Annotated in this window: 21 protein-coding genes and 1 tRNA gene; 1 reads left to right on the forward strand and 21 read right to left on the reverse strand. The window is 64.8% G+C overall.

From position 1 onward, the window contains the following. Window positions 1-8 precede the first annotated feature (8 nt). From nuoK to AB4Z48_RS02745, 18 genes are all read right to left on the reverse strand, one after another. Complete coding sequence (gene nuoK, locus AB4Z48_RS02660) at window positions 9-314, reverse strand: NADH-quinone oxidoreductase subunit NuoK (RefSeq protein WP_006156828.1); 306 nt, start codon at window positions 312-314, stop codon at window positions 9-11. Between the two features lie 16 nt (window positions 315-330). Continuing rightward, window positions 331-966: an NADH-quinone oxidoreductase subunit J gene (locus AB4Z48_RS02665; RefSeq protein ID WP_441612317.1), complete on the reverse strand. Its 636-nt coding sequence runs from the start codon at window positions 964-966 to the stop codon at window positions 331-333. 155 nt (window positions 967-1,121) lie between these two features. After that, window positions 1,122-1,613, reverse strand: a complete 492-nt coding sequence (nuoI, locus tag AB4Z48_RS02670) for an NADH-quinone oxidoreductase subunit NuoI (protein WP_441612318.1) — start codon at window positions 1,611-1,613, stop codon at window positions 1,122-1,124. A 65-nt stretch (window positions 1,614-1,678) separates the two neighbouring features. Further along, window positions 1,679-2,743: an NADH-quinone oxidoreductase subunit NuoH gene (nuoH, locus tag AB4Z48_RS02675; protein ID WP_441612319.1), complete on the reverse strand. Its 1,065-nt coding sequence runs from the start codon at window positions 2,741-2,743 to the stop codon at window positions 1,679-1,681. Window positions 2,744-2,761: 18 nt separating this feature from the next. Next, on the reverse strand, window positions 2,762-5,137 hold the full coding sequence (nuoG, locus tag AB4Z48_RS02680; RefSeq protein ID WP_441612320.1) for an NADH-quinone oxidoreductase subunit NuoG: 2,376 nt from the start codon (window positions 5,135-5,137) through the stop codon (window positions 2,762-2,764). A 12-nt stretch (window positions 5,138-5,149) separates the two neighbouring features. Further along, entirely contained in the window at window positions 5,150-6,445 is a 1,296-nt protein-coding gene (gene nuoF / locus AB4Z48_RS02685; RefSeq protein WP_441612321.1) for an NADH-quinone oxidoreductase subunit NuoF, read from the reverse strand. Window position 6,446: 1 nt separating this feature from the next. Beyond that, window positions 6,447-6,947 (reverse strand): NADH-quinone oxidoreductase subunit NuoE, encoded by a 501-nt coding sequence (gene nuoE, locus AB4Z48_RS02690; RefSeq protein WP_441612322.1) that lies wholly within the window; start codon window positions 6,945-6,947, stop codon window positions 6,447-6,449. Between the two features lie 204 nt (window positions 6,948-7,151). Then, entirely contained in the window at window positions 7,152-8,405 is a 1,254-nt protein-coding gene (locus AB4Z48_RS02695; protein WP_441612323.1) for an NADH-quinone oxidoreductase subunit D, read from the reverse strand. An 8-nt stretch (window positions 8,406-8,413) separates the two neighbouring features. Further along, window positions 8,414-9,013, reverse strand: coding sequence for an NADH-quinone oxidoreductase subunit C (locus AB4Z48_RS02700; RefSeq protein WP_441612324.1), 600 nt, complete (start codon window positions 9,011-9,013; stop codon window positions 8,414-8,416). Between the two features lies 1 nt (window position 9,014). Then, window positions 9,015-9,497, reverse strand: a complete 483-nt coding sequence (locus tag AB4Z48_RS02705) for a NuoB/complex I 20 kDa subunit family protein (RefSeq protein ID WP_020203631.1) — start codon at window positions 9,495-9,497, stop codon at window positions 9,015-9,017. A 6-nt stretch (window positions 9,498-9,503) separates the two neighbouring features. Continuing rightward, entirely contained in the window at window positions 9,504-9,863 is a 360-nt protein-coding gene (locus tag AB4Z48_RS02710) for an NADH-quinone oxidoreductase subunit A (RefSeq protein ID WP_420992699.1), read from the reverse strand. A gap of 164 nt (window positions 9,864-10,027) precedes the next feature. Further along, a tRNA-Leu gene (locus AB4Z48_RS02715) sits at window positions 10,028-10,112 on the reverse strand. Between the two features lie 190 nt (window positions 10,113-10,302). Continuing rightward, the gene (gene secG / locus AB4Z48_RS02720; protein ID WP_441612325.1) at window positions 10,303-10,668 is read right to left on the reverse strand and encodes a preprotein translocase subunit SecG; all 366 of its coding nucleotides are present in this window, start codon (window positions 10,666-10,668) and stop codon (window positions 10,303-10,305) included. A gap of 46 nt (window positions 10,669-10,714) precedes the next feature. After that, window positions 10,715-11,452, reverse strand: a complete 738-nt coding sequence (gene tpiA, locus AB4Z48_RS02725; protein WP_441612326.1) for a triose-phosphate isomerase — start codon at window positions 11,450-11,452, stop codon at window positions 10,715-10,717. Window positions 11,453-11,566: 114 nt separating this feature from the next. Beyond that, window positions 11,567-12,571 (reverse strand): NAD(P)H-quinone oxidoreductase, encoded by a 1,005-nt coding sequence (locus AB4Z48_RS02730; RefSeq protein ID WP_441612327.1) that lies wholly within the window; start codon window positions 12,569-12,571, stop codon window positions 11,567-11,569. Between the two features lie 179 nt (window positions 12,572-12,750). Continuing rightward, window positions 12,751-14,934, reverse strand: coding sequence for a polyribonucleotide nucleotidyltransferase (gene pnp / locus AB4Z48_RS02735; RefSeq protein WP_441612328.1), 2,184 nt, complete (start codon window positions 14,932-14,934; stop codon window positions 12,751-12,753). 412 nt (window positions 14,935-15,346) lie between these two features. Beyond that, entirely contained in the window at window positions 15,347-15,619 is a 273-nt protein-coding gene (rpsO, locus tag AB4Z48_RS02740) for a 30S ribosomal protein S15 (RefSeq protein WP_441612329.1), read from the reverse strand. A 194-nt stretch (window positions 15,620-15,813) separates the two neighbouring features. Further along, window positions 15,814-17,061 (reverse strand): branched-chain amino acid ABC transporter substrate-binding protein, encoded by a 1,248-nt coding sequence (locus tag AB4Z48_RS02745; RefSeq protein ID WP_441612331.1) that lies wholly within the window; start codon window positions 17,059-17,061, stop codon window positions 15,814-15,816. 247 nt (window positions 17,062-17,308) lie between these two features. On the opposite strand from AB4Z48_RS02745, the gene AB4Z48_RS02750 reads away from it, so the two are divergent. Next, on the forward strand, window positions 17,309-17,836 hold the full coding sequence (locus AB4Z48_RS02750; RefSeq protein ID WP_441612332.1) for a hypothetical protein: 528 nt from the start codon (window positions 17,309-17,311) through the stop codon (window positions 17,834-17,836). Between the two features lie 141 nt (window positions 17,837-17,977). On the opposite strand, the gene AB4Z48_RS02755 is transcribed toward AB4Z48_RS02750, so the two are convergent. The 3 genes from AB4Z48_RS02755 to pssA form a co-directional block, all read right to left on the reverse strand. Further along, a complete protein-coding gene (locus AB4Z48_RS02755) occupies window positions 17,978-19,516 on the reverse strand; it encodes a 2-isopropylmalate synthase (protein WP_441612333.1) in 1,539 nt (512 codons plus the stop codon). Between the two features lie 357 nt (window positions 19,517-19,873). Continuing rightward, window positions 19,874-20,368: a peptidoglycan-binding protein LysM gene (lysM, locus tag AB4Z48_RS02760; RefSeq protein WP_441612335.1), complete on the reverse strand. Its 495-nt coding sequence runs from the start codon at window positions 20,366-20,368 to the stop codon at window positions 19,874-19,876. A 169-nt stretch (window positions 20,369-20,537) separates the two neighbouring features. After that, window positions 20,538-21,440: a CDP-diacylglycerol--serine O-phosphatidyltransferase gene (pssA, locus tag AB4Z48_RS02765; protein WP_441612336.1), complete on the reverse strand. Its 903-nt coding sequence runs from the start codon at window positions 21,438-21,440 to the stop codon at window positions 20,538-20,540. Window positions 21,441-21,474: the final 34 nt, after the last annotated feature.

Here is a 21,474-nt window from a genome sequence, read left to right on the forward strand (position 1 = left end):
GATGCGGATCAGCCCTTGAGGGTGTCCATGTCGTCCACGTTGATCGTGTCCAGGTTGCGGAACAGCACGACCAGGATTGCCAGACCGATTGCCGACTCGGCCGCGGCCACCGTGAGGATGAAGAAAACGAAAACCTGACCAGCCAGGTCGCCCAGGTAGTGCGAGAAGGCGACGAAGTTCATATTGACCGCAAGCAGCATCAGCTCGATCGCCATCAGCAGCACGATCACGTTCTTGCGGTTCAGGAAAATACCAACGATGCTGATGGCGAAAAGGATCGCACCGAGCACGAGGAAATGGGCGAGAGATAGCACAGCGTTTCTCCGGGCTTCAGTTCTTGTTCGCGGCAGCGGCGGCGTCTTGCGCCTTGGCTTCCGTCGGCATCGAGACCAGGCGCACGCGGTCCTGGCGGCGGGTGCGCAGCTGCTCGCCCACGTCTTGTGCCTTGTTGTCCTTGCGGCGGCGCAGCGTCAGCGCGACGGCGGCGATGATCGCCACCAGCAGGATGATGCCGGCCACTTCGAAGGCGTAGATATAGTCCGTGTAGATCAGCTTGCCGAGCGCCGCGGTATTCGAGTAGTCCGGGCCTTGCGCGACGTTGTTCAGCGGCGTGGTGGTGCCGATGAAGTTGCGCACCAGCACGGTGGCCATCTCGGCGATGATCAGCGCGCCGACCACCGAAGCCAGCGGCACATAGGTCCAGAAGTCCCGTCGCAGGTGCTCGATGTCGATATCGATCATCATCACCACGAACAGGAACAGCACCATCACGGCGCCCACGTACACCAGCACCAGCAGGATGGCCAGGAATTCGGCCTTCAGCAGCATCCAGATCGCGGCGGCCGTAAAGAACGACAGCACGAGGAACAGTGCGGAGTGCACGGGGTTCTTCGCGGTGATGACTTTCAGTGCGGAGAGCACCAGCACCAGCGCAAAGACGTAGAAGATGGTGGTCGTGAGTTCCATGGTCCCTGTCGGATCCTCTTTGAGCCTTCCGGCACAAGCCACCTCTGGTGGCCTGGCCTTGCGGCATCCTTTTCGTTGGCCCCGCAAGGGGCCCGATTCACATTGCATTGGCAGCGCCGGCCAGACTCGGCCGGCGCGCCCGGTCTTGCGCCGCCTTAGCGGTACTTGGCGTCCGCAGCCTTGGCCGCGGCGATCTGCGGTTCGTAGCGGTCGCCCACGGCCAGCAGCATGTCCTTGGTGAAATACAGGTCGCCGCGCTTCTCGCCGTGGTATTCGAGGATATGCGTCTCGACGATGGCGTCGACCGGGCAGGCCTCTTCGCAGAAGCCGCAGAAAATGCACTTGGTCAGGTCGATGTCGTAGCGCGTGGTGCGGCGGGTGCCGTCGGCGCGCGCGTCCGACTCGATGGTGATGGCCATCGCCGGGCAGACCGCCTCGCACAGTTTGCAGGCGATGCAGCGCTCTTCGCCGTTGGGGTAACGGCGCAGCGCGTGCAGGCCACGGAAACGCGGCGAGATCGGCGTCTTCTCTTCGGGGAACTGGACCGTGATCTTGCGGGCGAAGAGATAACGCCCGGTCAGAGCCATGCCCTTGAAGAGTTCCTTCAGGAGCAGGCTGTTGAAGAAGTCCTTGATGGCGAGCAGCATGACGATTGCTTCCTAATAATTCCACAGGGCGCCGCCTGGCATGGAGGCGCCCCTGCTTTGGCCGTTCAGTGCCAGATATTCCACGGCGACCGGATCCAGATCGCGACGATGATCAGCCAGCCGACCGTGAGCGGAATGAAGATCTTCCAGCCCAGGCGCATGATCTGGTCGTAGCGGTAGCGCGGGAACGAGGCGCGCAGCCAGATAAAGACCGACAGGAGCAAAAATACCTTGATCAGCAGCCAGAAGAAGCCCGGGATCGCATTGGTGATGAAGCTCGAGAACGGCGGTGCCCAGCCTCCCAGGAACATCAGCGCGGTCATCGTGGAGATGACGATCATGTTGATGTACTCGGCCAGGAAGAACAGCGCGAACGCCATGCCCGAATATTCGATCATGTGGCCGGCCACGATTTCCGACTCGCCTTCCACCACGTCGAACGGGTGGCGGTTGGTTTCGGCCACGCCGGAGATGAAGTACACCCCGAACATCGGCAGCAGCGGCAGCCAGTTCCACGAGAGGATGTTGATCCCGAGGCCGGCGAAGTAGCCCGTGTTCTGCGTGTTGACGATAGCCGACAGGTTCAGGCTGCCCGACACCATCAGCACCGTCACCAGGGCGAAGCCCATGGCGATTTCGTACGACACCATCTGCGCCGCGGCGCGCATGGCGCCGATGAACGCATACTTGGAGTTAGAGGCCCAGCCGGCCAGGATCACGCCGTACACGCCGACCGAGCTGATCGCCATCACGTACAGCAGGCCGGCATTGACGTTCGCCATCACCACGTCGGCCTGGAACGGCACCACCGCCCAGATCGCGATCGCGGGCATCAGCACCATCAGCGGGGCAACCAGGTACATGCCCCGGCTGACCTGCGTGGGCATCATCACTTCCTTGAGCAGCAGCTTGAGCACGTCGGCGATCGGCTGCAGCAGGCCCAGCGGGCCGACCCGGTTCGGGCCGATACGCACGTGCATCCAGCCGATCAGCTTGCGCTCCCACAGGATCAGGTAGGCCACGCACAGCAGCAGCGGCACCACGATGAGCACGGCGCGAATCAGGATCCACAGCGGCGTCCAGACGCCGCCGAACAGACTCTGACCTTGCGAGGTAATCCAGTCGATCATGTTTCTTTCTCGCTCTTCTTATGCCGTGGCCGCCGGCTCGGCCGCGCCCTTCGCGGCGGTGGCCAGGTCGATGGCTTTCTCAACGGTGACGGTGCCGAACATCGCGCCCAGGCTGGTCGCGGCGACGGTGCCTGCCGACACGCGCACGGTGTTCGCGGGCAGCGCGGCTTCCAGGGCTGCCGGCAGCACCACGCTGCCCTGCCCCTGCGTCACACGCACCGGATCGCCAGCCTGCACGCCCAGCGAGGCGAATAGGTCGGCCGACAGGCCGGCTTGCATGGCGCGGCGCGCGGCCGCGGTCAGCTGCAGCGAATCGGCACGGCGCACGATCGGGTCGGCGTGGTAGATCGGCACGTCGGCGACACGCTCGATGCCGCCGGCGGCCGCGCTCACGCGGATGGCCGCGTCGGTGGCGTTGCCCAGCTGCGGCGCGACCGGCTTGGCCAGCACTTCGTCACGCACGTTCTCGGCGGTCTCGTAGGCGAAGCCCGGCACGTCGAGCAGGTTGCCCAGCACGCGCAGGACCTTCCACGCCGGGCGCGAATCGCCCAGCGCACGGACCACGCCGTTGAAGCTTTGCGCCAGGCCTTCGCAATTGACGAAGGTGCCCGCGGTCTCGGTGTACGGCGTCACCGGCAGGATCACGTCGGCGTACTGCAGCGCGGCTTCCGAGCGGAACGGCGACAGCACCACCACGGTGCCGGCCTGGCCCAGCGCGGCCAGGGCCTGGCGCGGGTTGGCCGCGTCGAACTCGGGTTCCGTGTTGAGCAGCACGTACGCGCGGCGCGGCGTGTCGAACATGGCCTGCGCATTGGCGCCGCCGTTCTGCGGCAGCGCGCCGGCGATATGACCACCCACGGTGTTGGCGGCTTCGGTCAGGAAGCCTAGCGTGGCGCCGGTCTCGGTGGCGATCCACTGCGCCAGCGCATGCAGCGTGGCGAATTGCGGATGGCGCACCGCCTCGTTGCCGAGGAACACGGCGCGGCGCTCGCCCGACAGCAGCGCGTCGGCAACCAGCCTGGCCTTGTCGTCACCGTCGAAGCCGTCGGTGCCGGCCGGAGCGGCCACGCCCTTGGCAGCGGCCACGGCGCGCGCCACGCCGGCCAGGGCGGCTGCCCAGCCCGACGGTGCCACGTCGATACGGGCGGCCAGCGGCATCAGCAGGTCGTCGGCGTTGGCGCCGAGCACCGCGACGCGGGCGCCCTTCTTGCCGGCCTGGCGCAGACGCGCAGCCAGCAACGGGTGATCCTTGCGCAGGGCCGAACCAATCACCAGCACGCGTTGCAGCGCGGATACGTCGGCGATCGGTAGGCCCAGCCACGGCGCGCCCTTCAGGGCGGCCGAGAAATCGGTCTGGCGCTGGCGGAAGTCGACGTTGTCGCTGCCCAGGCCCCGTACCAGCTTGGCCAGCAGGTGGAGTTCTTCCAGCGTGCTGTGCGGGCTGGCCAGGGCGGCGATCTGGTCGGCGCCATGGTCGCGCTTGATGCTGGCCAGGCCGTTGGCCACGTATTCCAGCGCGGTCTGCCAGTCGGTTTCCATCCACTCGCCGCCCTGCTTGAGCAGCGGCTTGGTCAGACGGTCGGCGCTGTTCAGGCCTTCGTACGAGAAGCGGTCCTTGTCGGACAGCCAGCACTCGTTGACGTCTTCGTTTTCCAGCGGCAGCACGCGCATCACGCGCTGGTTCTTGGTCTGCACCACCAGGTTCGCACCCAGGCCGTCATGTGGCGACACCGACTTGCGGCGGGCCAGTTCCCAGGTACGGGCCGAGTAGCGGAACGGCTTGCTGGTCAGCGCGCCGACCGGGCACAGGTCGATCATGTTGCCCGACAGTTCGGAATCGACCGTCTGGCCGACGAACGTCGTGATTTCCGAGTGCTCGCCACGGCCCAGCATGCCCAGCTCCATCACGCCGGCCACTTCCTGGCCGAAGCGCACGCAGCGGGTGCAGTGGATGCAACGGGTCATCTCTTCCATGGAGATGAGCGGGCCCACGTTCTTGTGGAACACCACGCGCTTTTCTTCCTTGTAGCGCGACTCCGATGCGCCGTAGCCAACGGCCAGATCCTGCAGCTGGCACTCGCCGCCCTGATCGCAGATCGGGCAATCCAGCGGGTGGTTGATCAGCAGGAATTCCATCACCGACTTCTGGGCCTTGACTGCCTTCTCCGAATTGGTGAAGACCTTCATGCCCGCGGCGACGGGGGTGGCGCAGGCCGGCAGCGCCTTGGGCGCTTTTTCAACCTCGACCAGGCACATGCGGCAGTTAGCCGCGATGGACAATTTGCGGTGGTAGCAGAAGTGCGGGATGTAGGTGCCCAGCTTGCGGGCGGCTTCCATCACCAGGCTGCCTTCAGCAACCTCAACCTTCTTGCCGTCGATCTCGAGTTCAACCATGTTCTGCCACGCTTAAGAGTAGGCCGGAACCATGCACTGCTTGTGTTCGACGTGATGTTCGAACTCTTTCCAGTAGTGCTTGAGCATGCCGCGGACCGGCATCGCTGCCGCATCGCCGAGCGCGCAGATGGTGCGGCCCATGATGTTTTCAGCGACGTTATTGAGGAGGTCCAGGTCTTCCTGGCGCCCTTCTCCGTGTTCGATACGATTCACCATGCGATAGAGCCAGCCGGTGCCTTCGCGGCACGGCGTGCACTGACCGCACGATTCTTCGAAGTAAAAGTACGACAGGCGCAGCAGCGAGCGGACCATGCAGCGCGTCTCGTCCATCACGATCACCGCGCCCGAGCCCAGCATCGAGCCGGCCTTGGCGATCGAGTCGTAATCCATGTCGGACGCCATCATCATGTCGCCCGGCACCACCGGCGCGGACGAGCCGCCCGGGATCACCGCCTTGATGCGCTTGCCGCCACGCATGCCGCCGGCGAGCTCCAGCAGGGCCGCGAACGGCGTGCCCAGCGGGATCTCGTAGTTGCCGGGGCGCTCGATGTCGCCGGAGATCGAGAAGATCTTGGTGCCGCCGTTGTTCGGCTTGCCCATCTTCAGGTAATTGTCCGGACCGACGGTCAGCAGGAACGGCACCGCGGCGAACGTCTCGGTGTTGTTGATGGTGGTCGGCTTGCCGTACAGGCCGAAGCTGGCCGGGAAAGGCGGCTTGAAGCGCGGCTGGCCCTTCTTGCCTTCCAGCGWTTCGAGCAGCGCCGTTTCTTCGCCGCAGATGTAGGCGCCGTAGCCGTGGTGGGCGTGCAACTGGAAGTCGAAGCCCGAACCCAGGATGTTGTCGCCCAGGAAACCGGCCGCGCGCGCCTCTTCGAGTGCTTCCTCGAAGATCTTGTATTCGTTCCAGATCTCGCCGTGGATGTAGTTGTAGCCCACGGAGATGCCCATCGCGTACGCGCCGATGGCCATGCCTTCGATCAGCGCATGCGGGTTGTAGCGGATGATGTCGCGGTCCTTGAAGGTACCGGGCTCGCCCTCGTCAGTGTTGCAGACCAGGTATTTCTGGCCAGGGAACTGGCGCGGCATGAAGCTCCACTTCAGGCCGGTGGGGAAGCCCGCGCCGCCACGGCCGCGCAGGCCGGAGGCCTTGACGTCCGCGATCACCTGTTCGGGCGTGATCTTCTCGGTCAGGATGCGCTTGAGCTGCTGGTAGCCGCCGCGCTTGACGTAGTCTTCGAGGTGCCAGTTGCTGCCATCGAGGCCGGCCAGGATCAGCGGCTTGATGTGGCGGTCGTGCAGAGAGGTCATGTTACTTGTCCCCCTTGGCGGTGTCGGTGGCCTTGAGCTCGTCAACCAACTGGTCCAGCTTGGCATCGCTCATGAAGCTGCACATGCGGGTGTTGTTGACGATCATCACCGGCGCGTCGCCGCAGGCGCCCATGCATTCGCCTTCCTTGAGGGTGAAGGTGCCGCACGGGCTGGTTTCGTTGTAATCGATGCCAAGCTTGCGCTTGAGGTACTCGCCGGCCCGCTCGCCGCCCGACAGGGCGCAAGGCAGGTTGGTGCAGACCGTCAGCTTGTACTTGCCGACCGGCTTGGTGTCGTACATGTTGTAGAAGGTCGCGACTTCCTCGACCCATACCGGCGGCATGTCGAGGTAGCTGGCGACGAACTGCATGACTTCCGGAGAGACCCAGCCCACTTCGCCCTGTGCCACGGCCAGCGCCGCCATCACGGCCGACTGCTTCTGGTCAGCCGGATACTTGGCGATCGCGCGATCGATTTCCTTGAGAGCTTCTGCTGATAGCATGGTCGTTGCTGTAATACGCCGAGTCATTTGCGGTCATGCCCGCCACATGGCGCGCATTTCGCAGGTTTGCAGCCGTCGCTGCTGTTGCTGCCCGCATGTCAGAGGCATGCTGGGCCCACCGCGGGTTTCCCGTGGCAGGACGCGGGCTTTGCCCGTATCCCTGCCAGGGGCGCCCGGATCGTCGTCCGGGGCCGGCGGCTCTTGTTAGCGGTCGATTTCGCCGAAGACGATGTCCTGGGTACCGATGATCGTCACCGCATCCGCAATCATGTGGCCCTTGGCCATTTCGTCGAGGGCCGCCAGATGGGCAAAGCCCGGGGCGCGGATCTTCAGGCGGTACGGCTTGTTCGCGCCGTCGGAGATCGCGTAGATGCCGAACTCGCCCTTCGGGTGTTCCACTGCCGCGTAGGTCTCGCCCTCGGGCACGTGAATGCCTTCGGTGAAGAGCTTGAAATGGTGGATCAGCTCTTCCATGTTCGACTTCATGTCCACGCGCGACGGCGGCGTCACCTTGTGGTTGTCGCTCATCACCGGGCCGGGGTTGCGGCGCAGCCAGTCGATGCACTGCTTGATGATGTGGTTGGACTGGCGCATTTCTTCGATGCGCACCAGGTAGCGGGCATAGCAATCGCCGCCGATGCCGACCGGCACCTGGAAGTCCATGCGGTCATACACTTCGTAGGGCTGCTTCTTGCGCAGGTCCCACTCGATGCCGGAGCCGCGCAGCATCGGGCCGGTAAAGCCCATCTGCAGCGCACGCTCGGGACTCACCACGCCGATGCCGACCAGGCGCTGCTTCCAGATCCGGTTGTCCGTGAGCAGCGTCTCGTATTCGTCGACGTACTTCGGGAAGCGGTTGGTGAAGTCCTCGATGAAGTCGAGCAGGGAGCCCGAACGCGCCTCGTTCATGGCCTTGATGGCGCGCTCGTTGTGGATCTTCGACGCCTTGTATTGCGGCATCGTGTCCGGCAGGTCGCGGTACACGCCGCCCGGACGGTAGTAGGCCGCGTGCATGCGCGCGCCCGACACCGCCTCGTACATGTCGAACATGTCTTCGCGTTCGCGGAAGGCGTACAGGAAGACGGCCATCGCGCCCACGTCGAGCGCATGCGCGCCGATCCACATCAGGTGGTTCAGCAGGCGCGTGATCTCGTCGAACATCACGCGGATGTACTGCGCGCGGATGGGCACGTCGACGTCGAGCAGCTTCTCGATCGCCATCACGTAGGCATGCTCGTTGACCATCATCGACACGTAGTCGAGGCGGTCCATGTACGGCACGCTCTGGATCCAGGTCTTCTGCTCCGCCAGCTTCTCGGTGGCGCGATGCAGCAGGCCGATGTGCGGATCGGCGCGCTGGATCACTTCGCCGTCGAGCTCGAGCACGAGGCGCAGCACGCCGTGCGCTGCCGGGTGCTGGGGGCCGAAGTTCAGGGTGTAATTCTTGATGTCTGCCATTGCGCTTCTCAGTGCTGCAAGCCGCCGTAGTTCTCTTCCCGGATCACGCGCGGCGTGATTTCACGCGGCTCGATGGTCACGGGTTGATAGATCACCCGCTTCTGCTCGGGGTCGTAGCGCATTTCGACGTAACCCGAGACCGGGAAATCCTTGCGGAACGGATGGCCGACGAAGCCGTAGTCGGTCAGCAGGCGGCGCAGGTCGTTATGGCCTTCGAATACGATGCCGTAGAAGTCGAACGCTTCGCGCTCGAACCAGTTGGCCGAGTTCCAGACGTCGTTCAGCGACGGCACCACGGGCACGTCGTCGTCGGGCGCGAACACGCGCACGCGCAGGCGCCAGTTATGGGTGATCGACAGCAGGTGCGTCACCGCGGCGAAACGGGGGCCGTCCCAGGCACCGTCGCCGTACGCGGAGTAGTCGACGCCGGCCACGTCGAGCAGCTGCTCGAAACGCAGCGAGGGATCGTCGCGCAGCATCAGCGCGGTTTCCAGGGACTCGTCGGCCTTGACGATAAGGGTTAGCTCCCCTACCGCTTCCACCAGTTTCTGGATACGCTTGCCCAATGTTTTTTCGAGCGCGGCCTTCAGGGTATCGAGGTTCGCCATGTCAGCCCTTGCGCGCGATGGTATTGGTGCGACGGATCTTGTTCTGCAGCTGGATGACGCCGTAGATCAGCGCTTCGGCCGTCGGCGGGCAACCCGGCACGTAGATATCCACCGGCACGATGCGATCGCAGCCACGCACAACAGAATACGAGTAGTGATAGTAGCCGCCGCCATTCGCGCACGACCCCATCGAGATCACCCAGCGCGGCTCCGCCATCTGGTCATAGACCTTGCGCAGCGCGGGGGCCATCTTGTTGCACAGCGTGCCGGCGACGATCATCACGTCGGACTGGCGCGGCGACGGACGGAAGACCACGCCGAAGCGGTCCAGGTCGTAGCGTGCCGCGCCGGCATGCATCATTTCCACAGCACAGCAGGCCAGGCCAAACGTCATCGGCCACAGCGACCCGGTGCGGGTCCAGTTGATCAGCTTGTCAGCGGTAGTCGTGACAAAGCCTTCATTGAGAACGCCTTCGATTGCCATTTCACATCACTCCCAATCGAGCGCGCCTTTTTTCCAGATGTAGACGAAGCCCACGATGAATTCCAGCAGAAACACGCCCATGGAGAAGAAACCCGGCCAGCCGATGTCGCGCAGGGCTACACCCCACGGGAACAGGAAGGCGGTTTCGAGATCGAACAGGATAAAAAGAATAGCGATGAGGTAATAGCGCACGTCGAACTTCATGCGCGCGTCCTCGAACGCTTCGAAGCCGCACTCGTACGGAGAGAGCTTCGCGGGATCAGGTTTGTTGGGGCCGAGGATCCGGCCAATCGACATCAGTGCCACGCCGAGCACGACACCGAAGATGATGAAGATGAGGACGGGGAAGTAGGCTTCGAGATTCAAGGTACGGCCAGCCTTATCTGGAATGTTGTCAACAGCACCAGCGCATAGCGGCGTCCTGTTGCCCACCCCAAGCGCCATTCCGTAGAAATTACGACGCCGCCTTGCGGACTGGCCGGGACATGAATCCGGAATGAACCCCGGACCCATGTCCCGATCAAGTTGTTTGGTGCCGACGGCGAGACTCGAACTCGCACAGCTTTCGCCACTACCCCCTCAAGATAGCGTGTCTACCAATTTCACCACGTCGGCTGGGGGAGAAACAATATTGCCTCGCGCCAGGGTTTTTACACCCTTCGGAACTCTGGCTGGGATAACTTTATCCTGGCTGGAGCCCCGTCGCTGGGGGATCGTTTCAAGCCTTGCATTCTAACCCAAAAATCTTGTTTTGTTCAATGCACAACTACAAAAATCTTCAAGAATAAGTCGCAAGGCTGCTTGATTATTTCGGTACCGCAGGCGCAGCTGCGCCCGAGGCCGCCACTGCGGGCGTAGCGGGAGCCGAAGCGGCGGCAGGAGCCGGCGCGGATTGCGGCGCTGCGCCCATCACGCCCAGCGAAGCAGCGGGACGATAGTTGCCCATCAGCGTCAAGCTCAGCGTGCAGATGAAGAACAGCGACGCCAGCACGGCCGTGGTGCGCGACAGGAAGTTGGCCGAGCCGCTGGCGCCGAACAGGCTGCCAGAGGCGCCCGACCCGAACGCCGCGCCGACATCGGCGCCCTTGCCATGCTGCAGCAGCACCAGGCCGATCACGCCAAGCGCGGACAGTACCTGCGCCACTACCAACAAAGTTTTGAAAATTGCCATTTGGTTCGATTCGCTTGCCTGATCAGACCATGTGAGCGGCCGGCATTCAGGCGTTGCCGATCGCGAGGAAATCGTCCGACTTCAGCGAGGCCCCTCCGATCAGGCCCCCGTCGATGTCGGGCATGGAAAACAGTTCTGCCGCATTGTCCGGCTTGACGCTGCCGCCGTACAACATGGCCATGCCGGCTGCCACGCCGGCGTCGCGCGCCGCCACGCGGCCACGCAGGAAAGCGTGCACGGCCTGGGCCTGCTCGCTGCTTGCGGTCTTGCCCGTGCCGATTGCCCACACCGGTTCGTAGGCCAGCACGATGCGGCCGAGCTGCTCGGTCGAAAGCGCCTCCAGCACGGCATCGAGCTGGCGGCCGACGACCGCCTCGGTCTGGCCGGCCTCGCGCTGCGCCAGGGTCTCACCCACGCACACTACCGGCACGATGCCTGCTTCGAGCGCGCGCAACGCCTTGGCGGCCACCACGGCATCGACCTCGCCATGGTAGCTGCGGCGCTCCGAATGCCCCACCAGGGCGTAGGAAGCGCCGAACTCGGCGAGCATCGGAGCCGACACCTCGCCGGTGAACGCGCCGCGCGTCTCGGCCGAGACGTCCTGCGCCCCCCAGGCCACCGCCGAACCGGCCAGCAGCGACTGGCACTGCGCCAGGTACGGGAAGGGCGCACACACCGCCAGGCGGGCGCTTGCGGGCGCGGCCTTGATACCTGCCAGCAGGGCCGCGTTGGCGGCCAGGCTGCCGTGCATCTTCCAGTTGCCGATGACGAGCTTTTGTCTCACGGAGCGCCTCTCTTGATAAAACCCGCTATTGTAGCGTGGGCCAGGGCCCTACGCCACCGAAGCGACCTCAAATCGCGCCGGGAAGCACTCCGCGCGGCCGCGGGCCTCGCCTCCTTACCAGGTCAGGACGATCTTGCCGATGTGCTCGCTGGATTCCATCAGGCGATGCGCGTCGGCGGCCTGCGCGGCCGGGAAGGTCTGGTGGATCACCGGCTTGATCTTGCCCGCGGCCAGCAGGGGCCAGACATGCTGGTGCAAAGCCTGCGCGATCTCGCCTTTGAATGACACCGGACGCGGACGCAGCGTCGAGCCGGTCACGGTGATGCGGCGGCGCAGGATGTCGCCCAGCGGTATTTCGGCCTTGGCGCCGCCGAGCAGCGCGATGATGACGATACGGCCATCGTCGGCCACGCACGACAGCTCGCGCGCCAGGTAAGGCCCGGCCACCATGTCGAGGATGACGTCGGCGCCGCGGCCGCCGGTCAGCGCCTTGACCTCGGCGACGAAGTCCTCGGTCTTGTAGTTGATGGCGCGGTCCGCGCCCAGCGCCTCGCAGGCGCGGCACTTGTCGGCGCTGCCGGCGGTCACGAAGACCTTGTGGCCAAGCGCCTTGGCGATCTGGATGGCGGTGGTACCGATGCCGCTCGAGCCACCCTGGATCAGCAGCGTCTCGTCCTTGCCCAGCGGGCCGCGCCCCAGATAGCCCCGGTCGAACACATTGCTCCACACGGTAAAGAAGGTCTCGGGCAATGCCGCCGCCTCGATGTCCGACAGGCCTGCCGGCACCGGCAGGCATTGCGCCACCGGCGCGGCGCACAGCTCGGCATAGCCGCCGCCCTGCACCAGGGCGCAGACGCGGTCACCCAGCTTCAGGCCGAAGCGGTTGTCGGGGTGCGAGAGATCGCCGCCGGCCACCACGCCCGCCACCTCCAGTCCCGGCAGGTCGGACGCGCCGGGCGGCACGGGATAGTTGCCGGTGCGCTGGAACACGTCGGGGCGGTTGACGCCCGCGGCGGCCACGCGGATCAGGATCTCGCCGGGCCTGGCCTCGGGATCGGGACGCTGCGTCAGTTGCAGGACTTCGGGGGCGCCGTACTCACGGATTTCGATGGCTTGCATTGCTGCTCCTTGCGTTGCGCATGCCGCGGCTTCGCGCGCATGGCTGGGGATCGATGTTTGGGGTCCGCCGCGAAGGCCGGGGCTGGCCGTTGCAGCAGGCGAGACTGGCGGCAGTGTAAACAAAAAAACGGCTGGACATCGCCAGCCGTTTTTTCTGCTACGGGTACTGCCCGGACCGCTTACTGCTGCTGGTCCGCCGACGGTGCGGCCGGTGCGGCCGGCGCGGCCGGTGCCTCGCTGGTGTTGACGATCGGGCTGATGCTGCCGCCCTCTTCGGCCAGCGCGGCCTTCAGGGACAGGCGCAGGCGGCCCTTCTCGTCAGCCTGGATCAGCTTGACGCGAACATGCTGGCCTTCCTTGAGCCAGTCCTTGATGTCCTTGACGCGCTCGTTGACGATCTCGGAGATATGCAGCAGACCGTCCTTGCCCGGCAGGATGTTGACGATCGCGCCGAAGTCCAGCAGCTTGAGCACGGTGCCGGCGTAGATCTTGCCCACTTCGGCTTCCGCGGTGATGCCTTCGATGCGGCGCTTGGCTTCGGCCATGCCTTCGGTCGAGGTCGAGGCGATGGTGATGGTGCCGTCTTCCTGGATGTCGATGGTGGTGCCGGTTTCCTTGGTCAGCGCCTGGATGGTCGAGCCGCCCTTGCCGATCACTTCGCGGATCTTGTCCGGATGGATCTTCATGGTGATCATGCGCGGTGCATGCTCCGACAGCTCGGTGCGCGCGTGGCCCATGGCGTCCTGCATCTTGCCCAGGATATGCAGGCGGCCTTCCTTGGCTTGCGCCAGCGCGACCTGCATGATTTCCTTGGTGATGCCCTGGACCTTGATGTCCATCTGCAGCGCGGTGATGCCGGCGTCGGTGCCCGCCACCTTGAAGTCCATGTCGCCGAGGTGGTCCTCGTCGCCCAGGATGTCGGTCAGCACGGCGAACTTGTTGCCTTCCAGGATCAGGCCCATGGCCACGCCGGCCACGTGCGCCTTGACCGGAACGCCGGCGTCCATCAGTGCCAGGCAGCCGCCGCACACCGATGCCATCGACGACGAGCCGTTGGATTCGGTGATTTCGGAGACCAGGCGGATGGTGTAGGCGAATTCGTCGTCCTTCGGCAGCACCGGGATCAGCGCGCGCTTGGCCAGGCGGCCGTGGCCGATTTCACGACGCTTCGGGCTGCCCACGCGGCCGGTTTCGCCGGTGGCGAACGGAGGCATGTTGTAGTGGAGCATGAAGCGGTCGCGGTATTCGCCGGCCAGTGCGTCGATGATCTGCTCGTCGCCCTTGGTGCCCAGCGTGGCCACCACCAGCGCCTGCGTCTCGCCGCGGGTGAAGATGGCCGAGCCGTGCGCGCGCGGCAGCACCGACGAACGGATCTCGATCGGGCGTACCGTGCGGGTGTCGCGGCCGTCGATGCGCGGCTCGCCCGACAGCACCTGGCTGCGCACGATCTTGGCTTCGATGTCGAACAGCACGTTGCCCACTTCGACCTTGTCGGCTTCCACGCCGGCTTCGGCCAGCTTGGCCGTCACGGCGGCGTAGACTTCCTTGAGCTTCTGGCTGCGCGCCGACTTCTGGCGCAGCTGGTAGGCGTCCTGCAGCAGCGACTGCGCGATCTCGCCGACCTTGGCGATCAGCGCTTCGTTCTTCGGCGCCGGTGCCCAGTCCCACTCGGGCTTGCCGCCGTCGCGCACCAGGTCATGGATGGCGTTGATGGCGGTCTGCATCTGCTCGTGGCCATAGACCACGGCGCCCAGCATCACTTCTTCCGACAACTGGTGGGCTTCCGATTCCACCATCAGCACGGCGCGCTCGGTACCGGCCACGATCAGGTCGAGCTGCGAGGCGGCGATCTGCGAGCGGGTCGGGTTGAGCAGGTACTGCCCATCCTTGTAGCCGACGCGGGCGGCGCCCACGGGGCCGCTGAAGGGGATGCCCGACACGGCCAGCGCGGCCGAGGCGCCGATCAGCGCGGGGATGTCGGCCGGCACTTCCGGGTTCAGCGACAGCACGTGGATCACCACCTGCACGTCGTTGTAGAAACCTTCCGGGAACAGCGGGCGCAGCGGACGGTCGATCAGGCGCGAGGTCAGCGTTTCGTTTTCCGACGGACGGCCTTCACGCTTGAAGAAACCGCCGGGGATCTTGCCGGCGGCGTAGGTCTTCTCGATGTAGTCGACGGTCAGCGGGAAGAAGTCCTGGCCGGCCTTGGGCGACTTGGCCGCCACCACGGTGGCGAGCACCACGGTGTCTTCCACGTCGACGATCACGGCGCCGCCAGCCTGGCGGGCGATTTCACCGGTTTCCAGGCGCACCGTGTGCTGACCCCACTGGAATTCCTTGACGATCTTGTTGAACATGGTCATGAGCGTTCCTTTGTTCGTGCTTGCACGCATTGTGCAATGCCCGCGTTAGCAGCCGCGGGCGAACCGCCGGATGCGCGTCGGTCGCGGTCACAGGGAAGTGCTATGCCATTCCAGCGGGGTACCCGCCGGATACCACGCTGGAATGACACAAAGCCCCGCTTCCTTGCCCGACTCCGGTATGAAAAAAAGCTAAAGAACGAAGTAACTTACTCCGTTGCACGTCTTGGCGCAACGGGCGCCAGGCATGGCCGCCTGGCGATGCCGGGTGAAACGAACATCACTTGCAGCGTTGCGGACATCGGCCCGCAAAAACAAAATGCCTGCATCAGCGGGGCTGACGCAGGCATTCATGGCTTCACGCGAAGGCGTGCATTGCATCCATTCGTGCTGCCATCCGGACGATCCTGGGTGCTTACTTACGCAGGCCCAGCTTCTCGATCAGCGAACGATAACGGTCGGCATCGTTGGCCTTGAGGTAGTCCAGCAGGCGACGACGACGGCTCACCATGCGCAGCAGGCCGCGGCGGCTGTGGTGATCCTTCATGTTGGCCTTGAAGTGGGGGGTCAGTTCGTTGATGCGGTTGGTCAGCAGGGCGACCTGGACTTCGGGGCTGCCGGTGTCGTTGGTTGCACGTGCGAACTGCTTGATGATGTCGGTCTTGCTGCTGGTTTCGGCTACTGCCATGATGATTTCCTTTTCACTTGCGAACGCTACAGCGCGGAATACGCCGCCTGCGTCGTGCCCTTTGCGTCTTTCAGGCAATTTTGTCCTGGCCAGGCCGGAGCATCGGCACCCCGTTGGGTGATCCATCCGCGACCGGTTGGCTGTGACAGCCGGCGATTATAACGGAAATCCGGCGGCGCTTGCCAGGAAATCCCTCAGAACCGCTCCATCCGGCAAGTCGTGGGCAACGTGGTCTGCGCGGCCTTGAGCTTGCGCACCGTGCGGAAGCCGTAGCCCGAGCCCTCGTTGTCGAAGCGCACATCCCCTCCCTGCTTCTCCATCACGGACACATAGAGCGGCTGCAGGACCTGGTGGTCGTCGGCGCGGATGGTGGCGTCGTGGAAGTCGTTGACATAGCGCATGCCCTCCAGCGCGCGCGCCACCTTGACGGCATCGGTCGAACCGGCCTGCTCGATCGCGCGGGCCAGCATTTCCACCATCATCTGCATGCGCAGGTGCACGTAGTCGTCCCGTGGCTCCGGATAGCGCGAGCGGAAGGCCTGGTAGAAGGCGTCCGAGGCGGCTCCGCCGACATTCGGGTGCCATTCCGCCACCGCCAGCACCCGCCCTACCCCGGCGTCGCCCATTGCCGCGGGCGCGCCCAGGCCATTGCCGTAGAAGGTGTAGAACTTGGCGCTCAGGCCCCCTTCGCGCGCCGCCTTGACCATCAGCGTCAGGTCGTTGCCCCAGTTGCCGGTGACCACGGCATCCGCCCCGCTGGCCTTGATCTTGGCGATATACGGGGCGAAATCCTTGATCTTGCCGATCGGATGGAACTCGTCGCCCACGATGCGCAGTTCCGGGCGCTTGGAGGCGAGCATCTCGCGCGCGGAACGCGACACCTGGTGCCCGAAACTGTAGTCCTGGTCGATCAGGTAGACGCGGCGCACACTCGTGTCGGCGCGGATGACTTCGGTCAGGGCCTGCATGCGCATGTCAGCGCTGGCGTCGAAGCGGAAGTGCCAGAAACTGCAGCCTTCGTTGGTGAGCGCTGGGTCGACCGCCGAATAGTTCAGAAACAGCACGCGCGCATCCGTCTGACGCGCGTTGTGCCGGTTGACCGCGCCGACCAGCGCGCCTGCCACCGACGAACTGTTGCCCTGCAGGACGAAGGGAATGCGGCGATCCACCAGGCCGCGGAACTGGATCAGGCTCTCGTCGACATTGCCCTTGCTGTCGAAGGTGACCAGCTCGAACGGGCGCGCGCCCTGGGCGGTCTTGACGCCGCCGCGTGCGTTGACGCGGTCGATGGCGATCCGCAGGTTGCGCACCACCGCGTCGCCTGCATTGGCAAAAGGCCCGGACAGCCCCTCGATCATGCCCAGCCGGATCGGCTCCTGGGCGCCCGCGCCCGCGGCGACCAGCGCCAGCAGGCAGCCGGCCAGCCATCGTTTAACCAACATCGAGAGATCTCCCGCCAAAAGCGATGCATGGTAAGCCACGGCTCCGGCCGAGGCAAACCCCGCCACAGTGTCATACCAGGGCGATATTAGGCCGAGAAGAAGACACTATCGCGCAGATTGGGGCCGGGAGGTGCGTGTGTCACGTGAACCGCACACAACTTTCCGGCGCGGATACACTCTTAATCCTTATCAGCGCAGCAACGCAGCAACGCAGCAGCGCAACCACGCAATCCCGGGGAAGACCGCCATGAACACAGCCTTGCACCGCGCCGCCTGCTGCATCGCGCTCGCTGCGGYGGCCATCCTGCTATCCGCCTGCGCCACGCTGCAACCGGTGCAGGCGGGACAGAAACTGGTGGGTGCGCCGCAAGCCGACGTGCGCGCAATGTTTGGCCTGCCGACCGATACCTACCGCCTCGCGGACGGCACCGAACGCTGGATCTATTCCAGGCAACCGTTCGGGCGCCAGTCGTACGCGGCGGACTTCGACAGCAACGCACGCCTGACCTCGTTCCGGCAGATGCTGCAGACCAGCGAACTCTACAAGGCCAAGGTCGACGTCTGGACCAAGCTCGACGTGGAGCAGCATTTCGGCAAGCCGCGCGAACCCACGCAATACTTCCCGCTGATGAAGCGCGAAGTGTGGTCCTATCGCTTCCGCCACGAAGACAACTGGCCGTCGATGTTCAATTTCTATTTTGACGACGGCGGTGTACTGCGCCAGACGCAGATCACACCCGACCCGCTGGCCGACGGACCCGGCCGTCGCCGCTGAGGCGGCGCACGGGTCCGTCGCAACCCCGCGCCTTGCACGCGGGGAGAACGCAAAACGCCCGCCGGCGTCCTCGTGGGAACGCGGCGGGCCAGTCCAAGCCCGGCGGCCGGGTAGGCCGCGGGGCTTCCGCTCCGATCGGGATCAGATCTGCGGGTTGATCTTCTGCACGGCCTTGTCGTGCAGCTTGTTCAGCGCGGCCAGGTAGGCCTTGGCCGAAGCAGCCACGATGTCGGGGTCGGTGCCCACGCCGTTGACGATGCGCCCGGCCTTGGACAGCCGCACCGTGACTTCGCCCTGGGCCTGCGTGCCGGTGGTGATGGCGTTGACCGAATACAGCACCTGCTCCGCCCCGCTGTTGACCTTGCTCTCGATGGCATGCAGCGTGGCATCGACCGGGCCGTTGCCCTCGGCTTCGCCGACCACCTCCTGGCCATCCATATTGAAGACCACGCGCGCATGCGGGCGCTCGCCGGTTTCCGAATGCTGCGACAGCGAGATGAAGCGGAAGTGGTCGTTGACGTCGTGTGCCTCGTCGGAAACGATGGCCATGATGTCTTCATCGAAGATCTCGGCCTTCTGGTCCGCCAGCTCCTTGAAGCGCGTGAAAGCGGCGTTGACCTCGCTCTCGCTTTCGAGCTCGATGCCAAGTTCGTGCAGGCGCTGCTTGAACGCGTTGCGACCGGACAGCTTGCCCAGCACGATCTTGTTGGCGGTCCAGCCCACGTCTTCGGCCCGCATGATTTCGTAGGTGTCGCGCGCCTTGAGCACGCCGTCCTGGTGGATGCCGGAGGCATGGGCGAAGGCGTTGGCGCCGACCACGGCCTTGTTCGGCTGCACCACGAAGCCGGTGATCTGCGATACCAGCTTGGAGGCCGGCACGATCTGGGTGGTATCGACGCCGACATCCAAGTCGAAGTAGTCGCGGCGGGTCTTGACCGCCATCACCACCTCTTCCAGGCTGGTGTTGCCGGCACGCTCGCCGAGGCCGTTGATGGTGCACTCGACCTGGCGCGCGCCGCCGAGCTTGACCGCCGCCAGCGAATTGGCCACCGCCATGCCGAGGTCATTGTGGCAATGCACGGACCACACGGCCTTGTCGGAATTGGGAATGCGCTCGCGCACCGAGYGGATCAGCGCGGCGTAGCCTTCCGGCACCGCATAGCCCACCGTGTCGGGCAGGTTGATGGTGGTCGCGCCTTCGGCAATCACGCCTTCGAGCACGCGGCACAGGAAATCCATGTCCGAGCGGCTGCCGTCTTCGGGCGAGAACTCGATGTCGTCGGTGAACTGGCGCGCGAAGCGCACGGCGAGGCGGGCCTGCTCATAGACCTGGTCGGGCGTCATGCGCAGCTTCTTTTCCATATGCAGCGCCGAGGTGGCGATGAAGGTATGGATACGGAAGGAGTTGGCGGGCTTGAGCGCTTCGGCGGCACGCGCGATGTCCTTGTCATTGGCGCGCGCCAGCGAGCAGATGGTGGAATCCTTGACCACCTGCGCGATCGAGCGGATGGCCTCGAAATCGCCGTTGGAGCTTGCCGCGAAGCCGGCTTCGATCACGTCGACCTTCAGGCGCTCCAGCTGCCGCGCGATGCGGATCTTTTCATCGCGGGTCATGGAGGCGCCGGGCGACTGCTCGCCATCGCGCAAGGTGGTGTCGAAAATAATGAGTTTGTCGGACATGGGTGGGGCTCCTGGGCTTTATCTGTTGTGCTTTGCGTCTTGCGGACCTGGCTCGCGCTCCCGGCACGCTGGCGCTGAATGCAAAACGCCCCGGCGTGCAGTGATGCAGGCCGGGGCGTTTGTGAATCCTGTGTGACTTTGCGCGAGGGTGTTGGCTTCCCTCAGCGCGAACGCGTCCCGACCTGATGGCCTAGTAGGCCACCTAGAATGGTGCGGGCGAGTAGGGCTTGGCGCGAAATCATGTGAGCGACTATAGCCGAGAAGCCGGGCGCGCGCAATACGGTAGCAACAATCCCGATCGACGCGATCACGCGTCGCCTGCCGGGGCAGGAAAGCGCCCTGCCCCGGCGACCCGGCTCAGGCCTTGGGCGGGATGCGCAGCTTCTGGCCCGGATAGATCTTGTCCGGATGCGACAGCATCGGGCGGTTGGCCTCGAAGATGGCGTTGTACTGTGCGCCGTTGCCGTAGGCCGCCTGTGCGATGGCCCACAGCGTGTCGCCCTTGACCACGGTGTGCCATTGCGACTCGGCCGCCTCGACATTGACCGACATCTTGTCGTCGACCTTGTCCACGCCCTGCACATTGCCGCAGCACAGGATGATCTTCTCTCGCGTGGCCTGGTCCGGCGCCACGCCGAACACCGTCACCAGCCCCTGCGAGCCATCGACCTGCACCATCAGTCCGGTGGCGTCCAGGCCCATCTGCTTGATGTAGGCCTCGATGGCATCGCCGGCGGCGCGGTTGGCCGCGTCGGCGTCGGCCGCCGGCGCGGCATCCGGCGTTGCCGCCTTGGCTGCTGCGCCGCCGAACAGTTTCTCCCCTGCTTCCTTGATGAAGTCGAGCATGCCCATGAGAACCTCCTGTGATCGTGAAAAGAGAACAACGAGGGAACAGCAACCGGAGAACGAGAACAGCAACCCCGGGGGTCAGAGAGCCAAGATAAAAGAGTGGCGGAAAAAGCGCGAGAACAGAAGAGTAAGAAAAAGAAAAGGCGCCGCAGCGCCCTTTCGACCAACCGGGTCAGGAACGTTCGTTCCCGCCGTCGCGCAGCTTGCGCTCGCCGGCCGGGTGGCCGTGCAGCCCACGCCAGCCCCACAGCACATAACCCGAAATGGCATACGCCACGAACAGCCCGAACAGCGCCACCGGCGGATCGGTCGAGACCACCACGAACAACACCAGCACCAGCACCATCATGCCGAACGGCACGCGGTAGCGGACATCGAGGGCCTTGCCGCTGTAGAACGGCGCGTTCGACACCATCGACAGGCCGGCGTACAGCGTGATGCCGAACGCCACCCACGGCATCCACAGCTCCTTGACGGGCAGCTTGTTGTCGATCACCAGCCACACGAAGCCGGCCACCAGCGCCGCCGCCGCCGGGCTGGGCAGCCCCTGGAAGAAGCGTTTGTCGACCACGCCGATATTCGCATTGAAGCGCGCCAGGCGCAGCGCCGCGCAGGTGCAGTAGACGAAGGCCGCGATCCAGCCCCATTTGCCCAGGTCGTGCAGGATCCACTCGTACATCACCAGCGCCGGCGCCACGCCGAAGGAGGTCATGTCGGACAGCGAATCGTACTGCTCGCCGAATGCGCTCTGCGTATTGGTGATGCGCGCCACGCGGCCATCCATGCCGTCGAGCACCATGGCGGCGAAGATGGCGATGGCCGCCGTGTCGAAGCGCATGTTCATGGCCTGCACGATGGCAAAGAAGCCGGCGAACAGCGCCGCGGTGGTAAACGCGTTCGGCAACAGGTAGATGCCGCGCCGGCGCGGGCGCACGTACTCGATGTCGTGGTCTTCGCCGGCGGCGTCGTCGTAGCCGTCCTGTTCGTTTCCGCGCAGCTGGTTGTGGCGGAACGGACGCAGATGCGTCACGTTGCCGTTGCTGGCGCGCTTGTTGCGCCGGTTGAATGCACCCATGCCTGTTCTCCAGTGGCTCCGGTCTGTTGCGGCC

Source organism: Cupriavidus sp. 2TAF22 (assembly GCF_052115045.1).
GTDB lineage: Bacteria > Pseudomonadota > Gammaproteobacteria > Burkholderiales > Burkholderiaceae > Cupriavidus.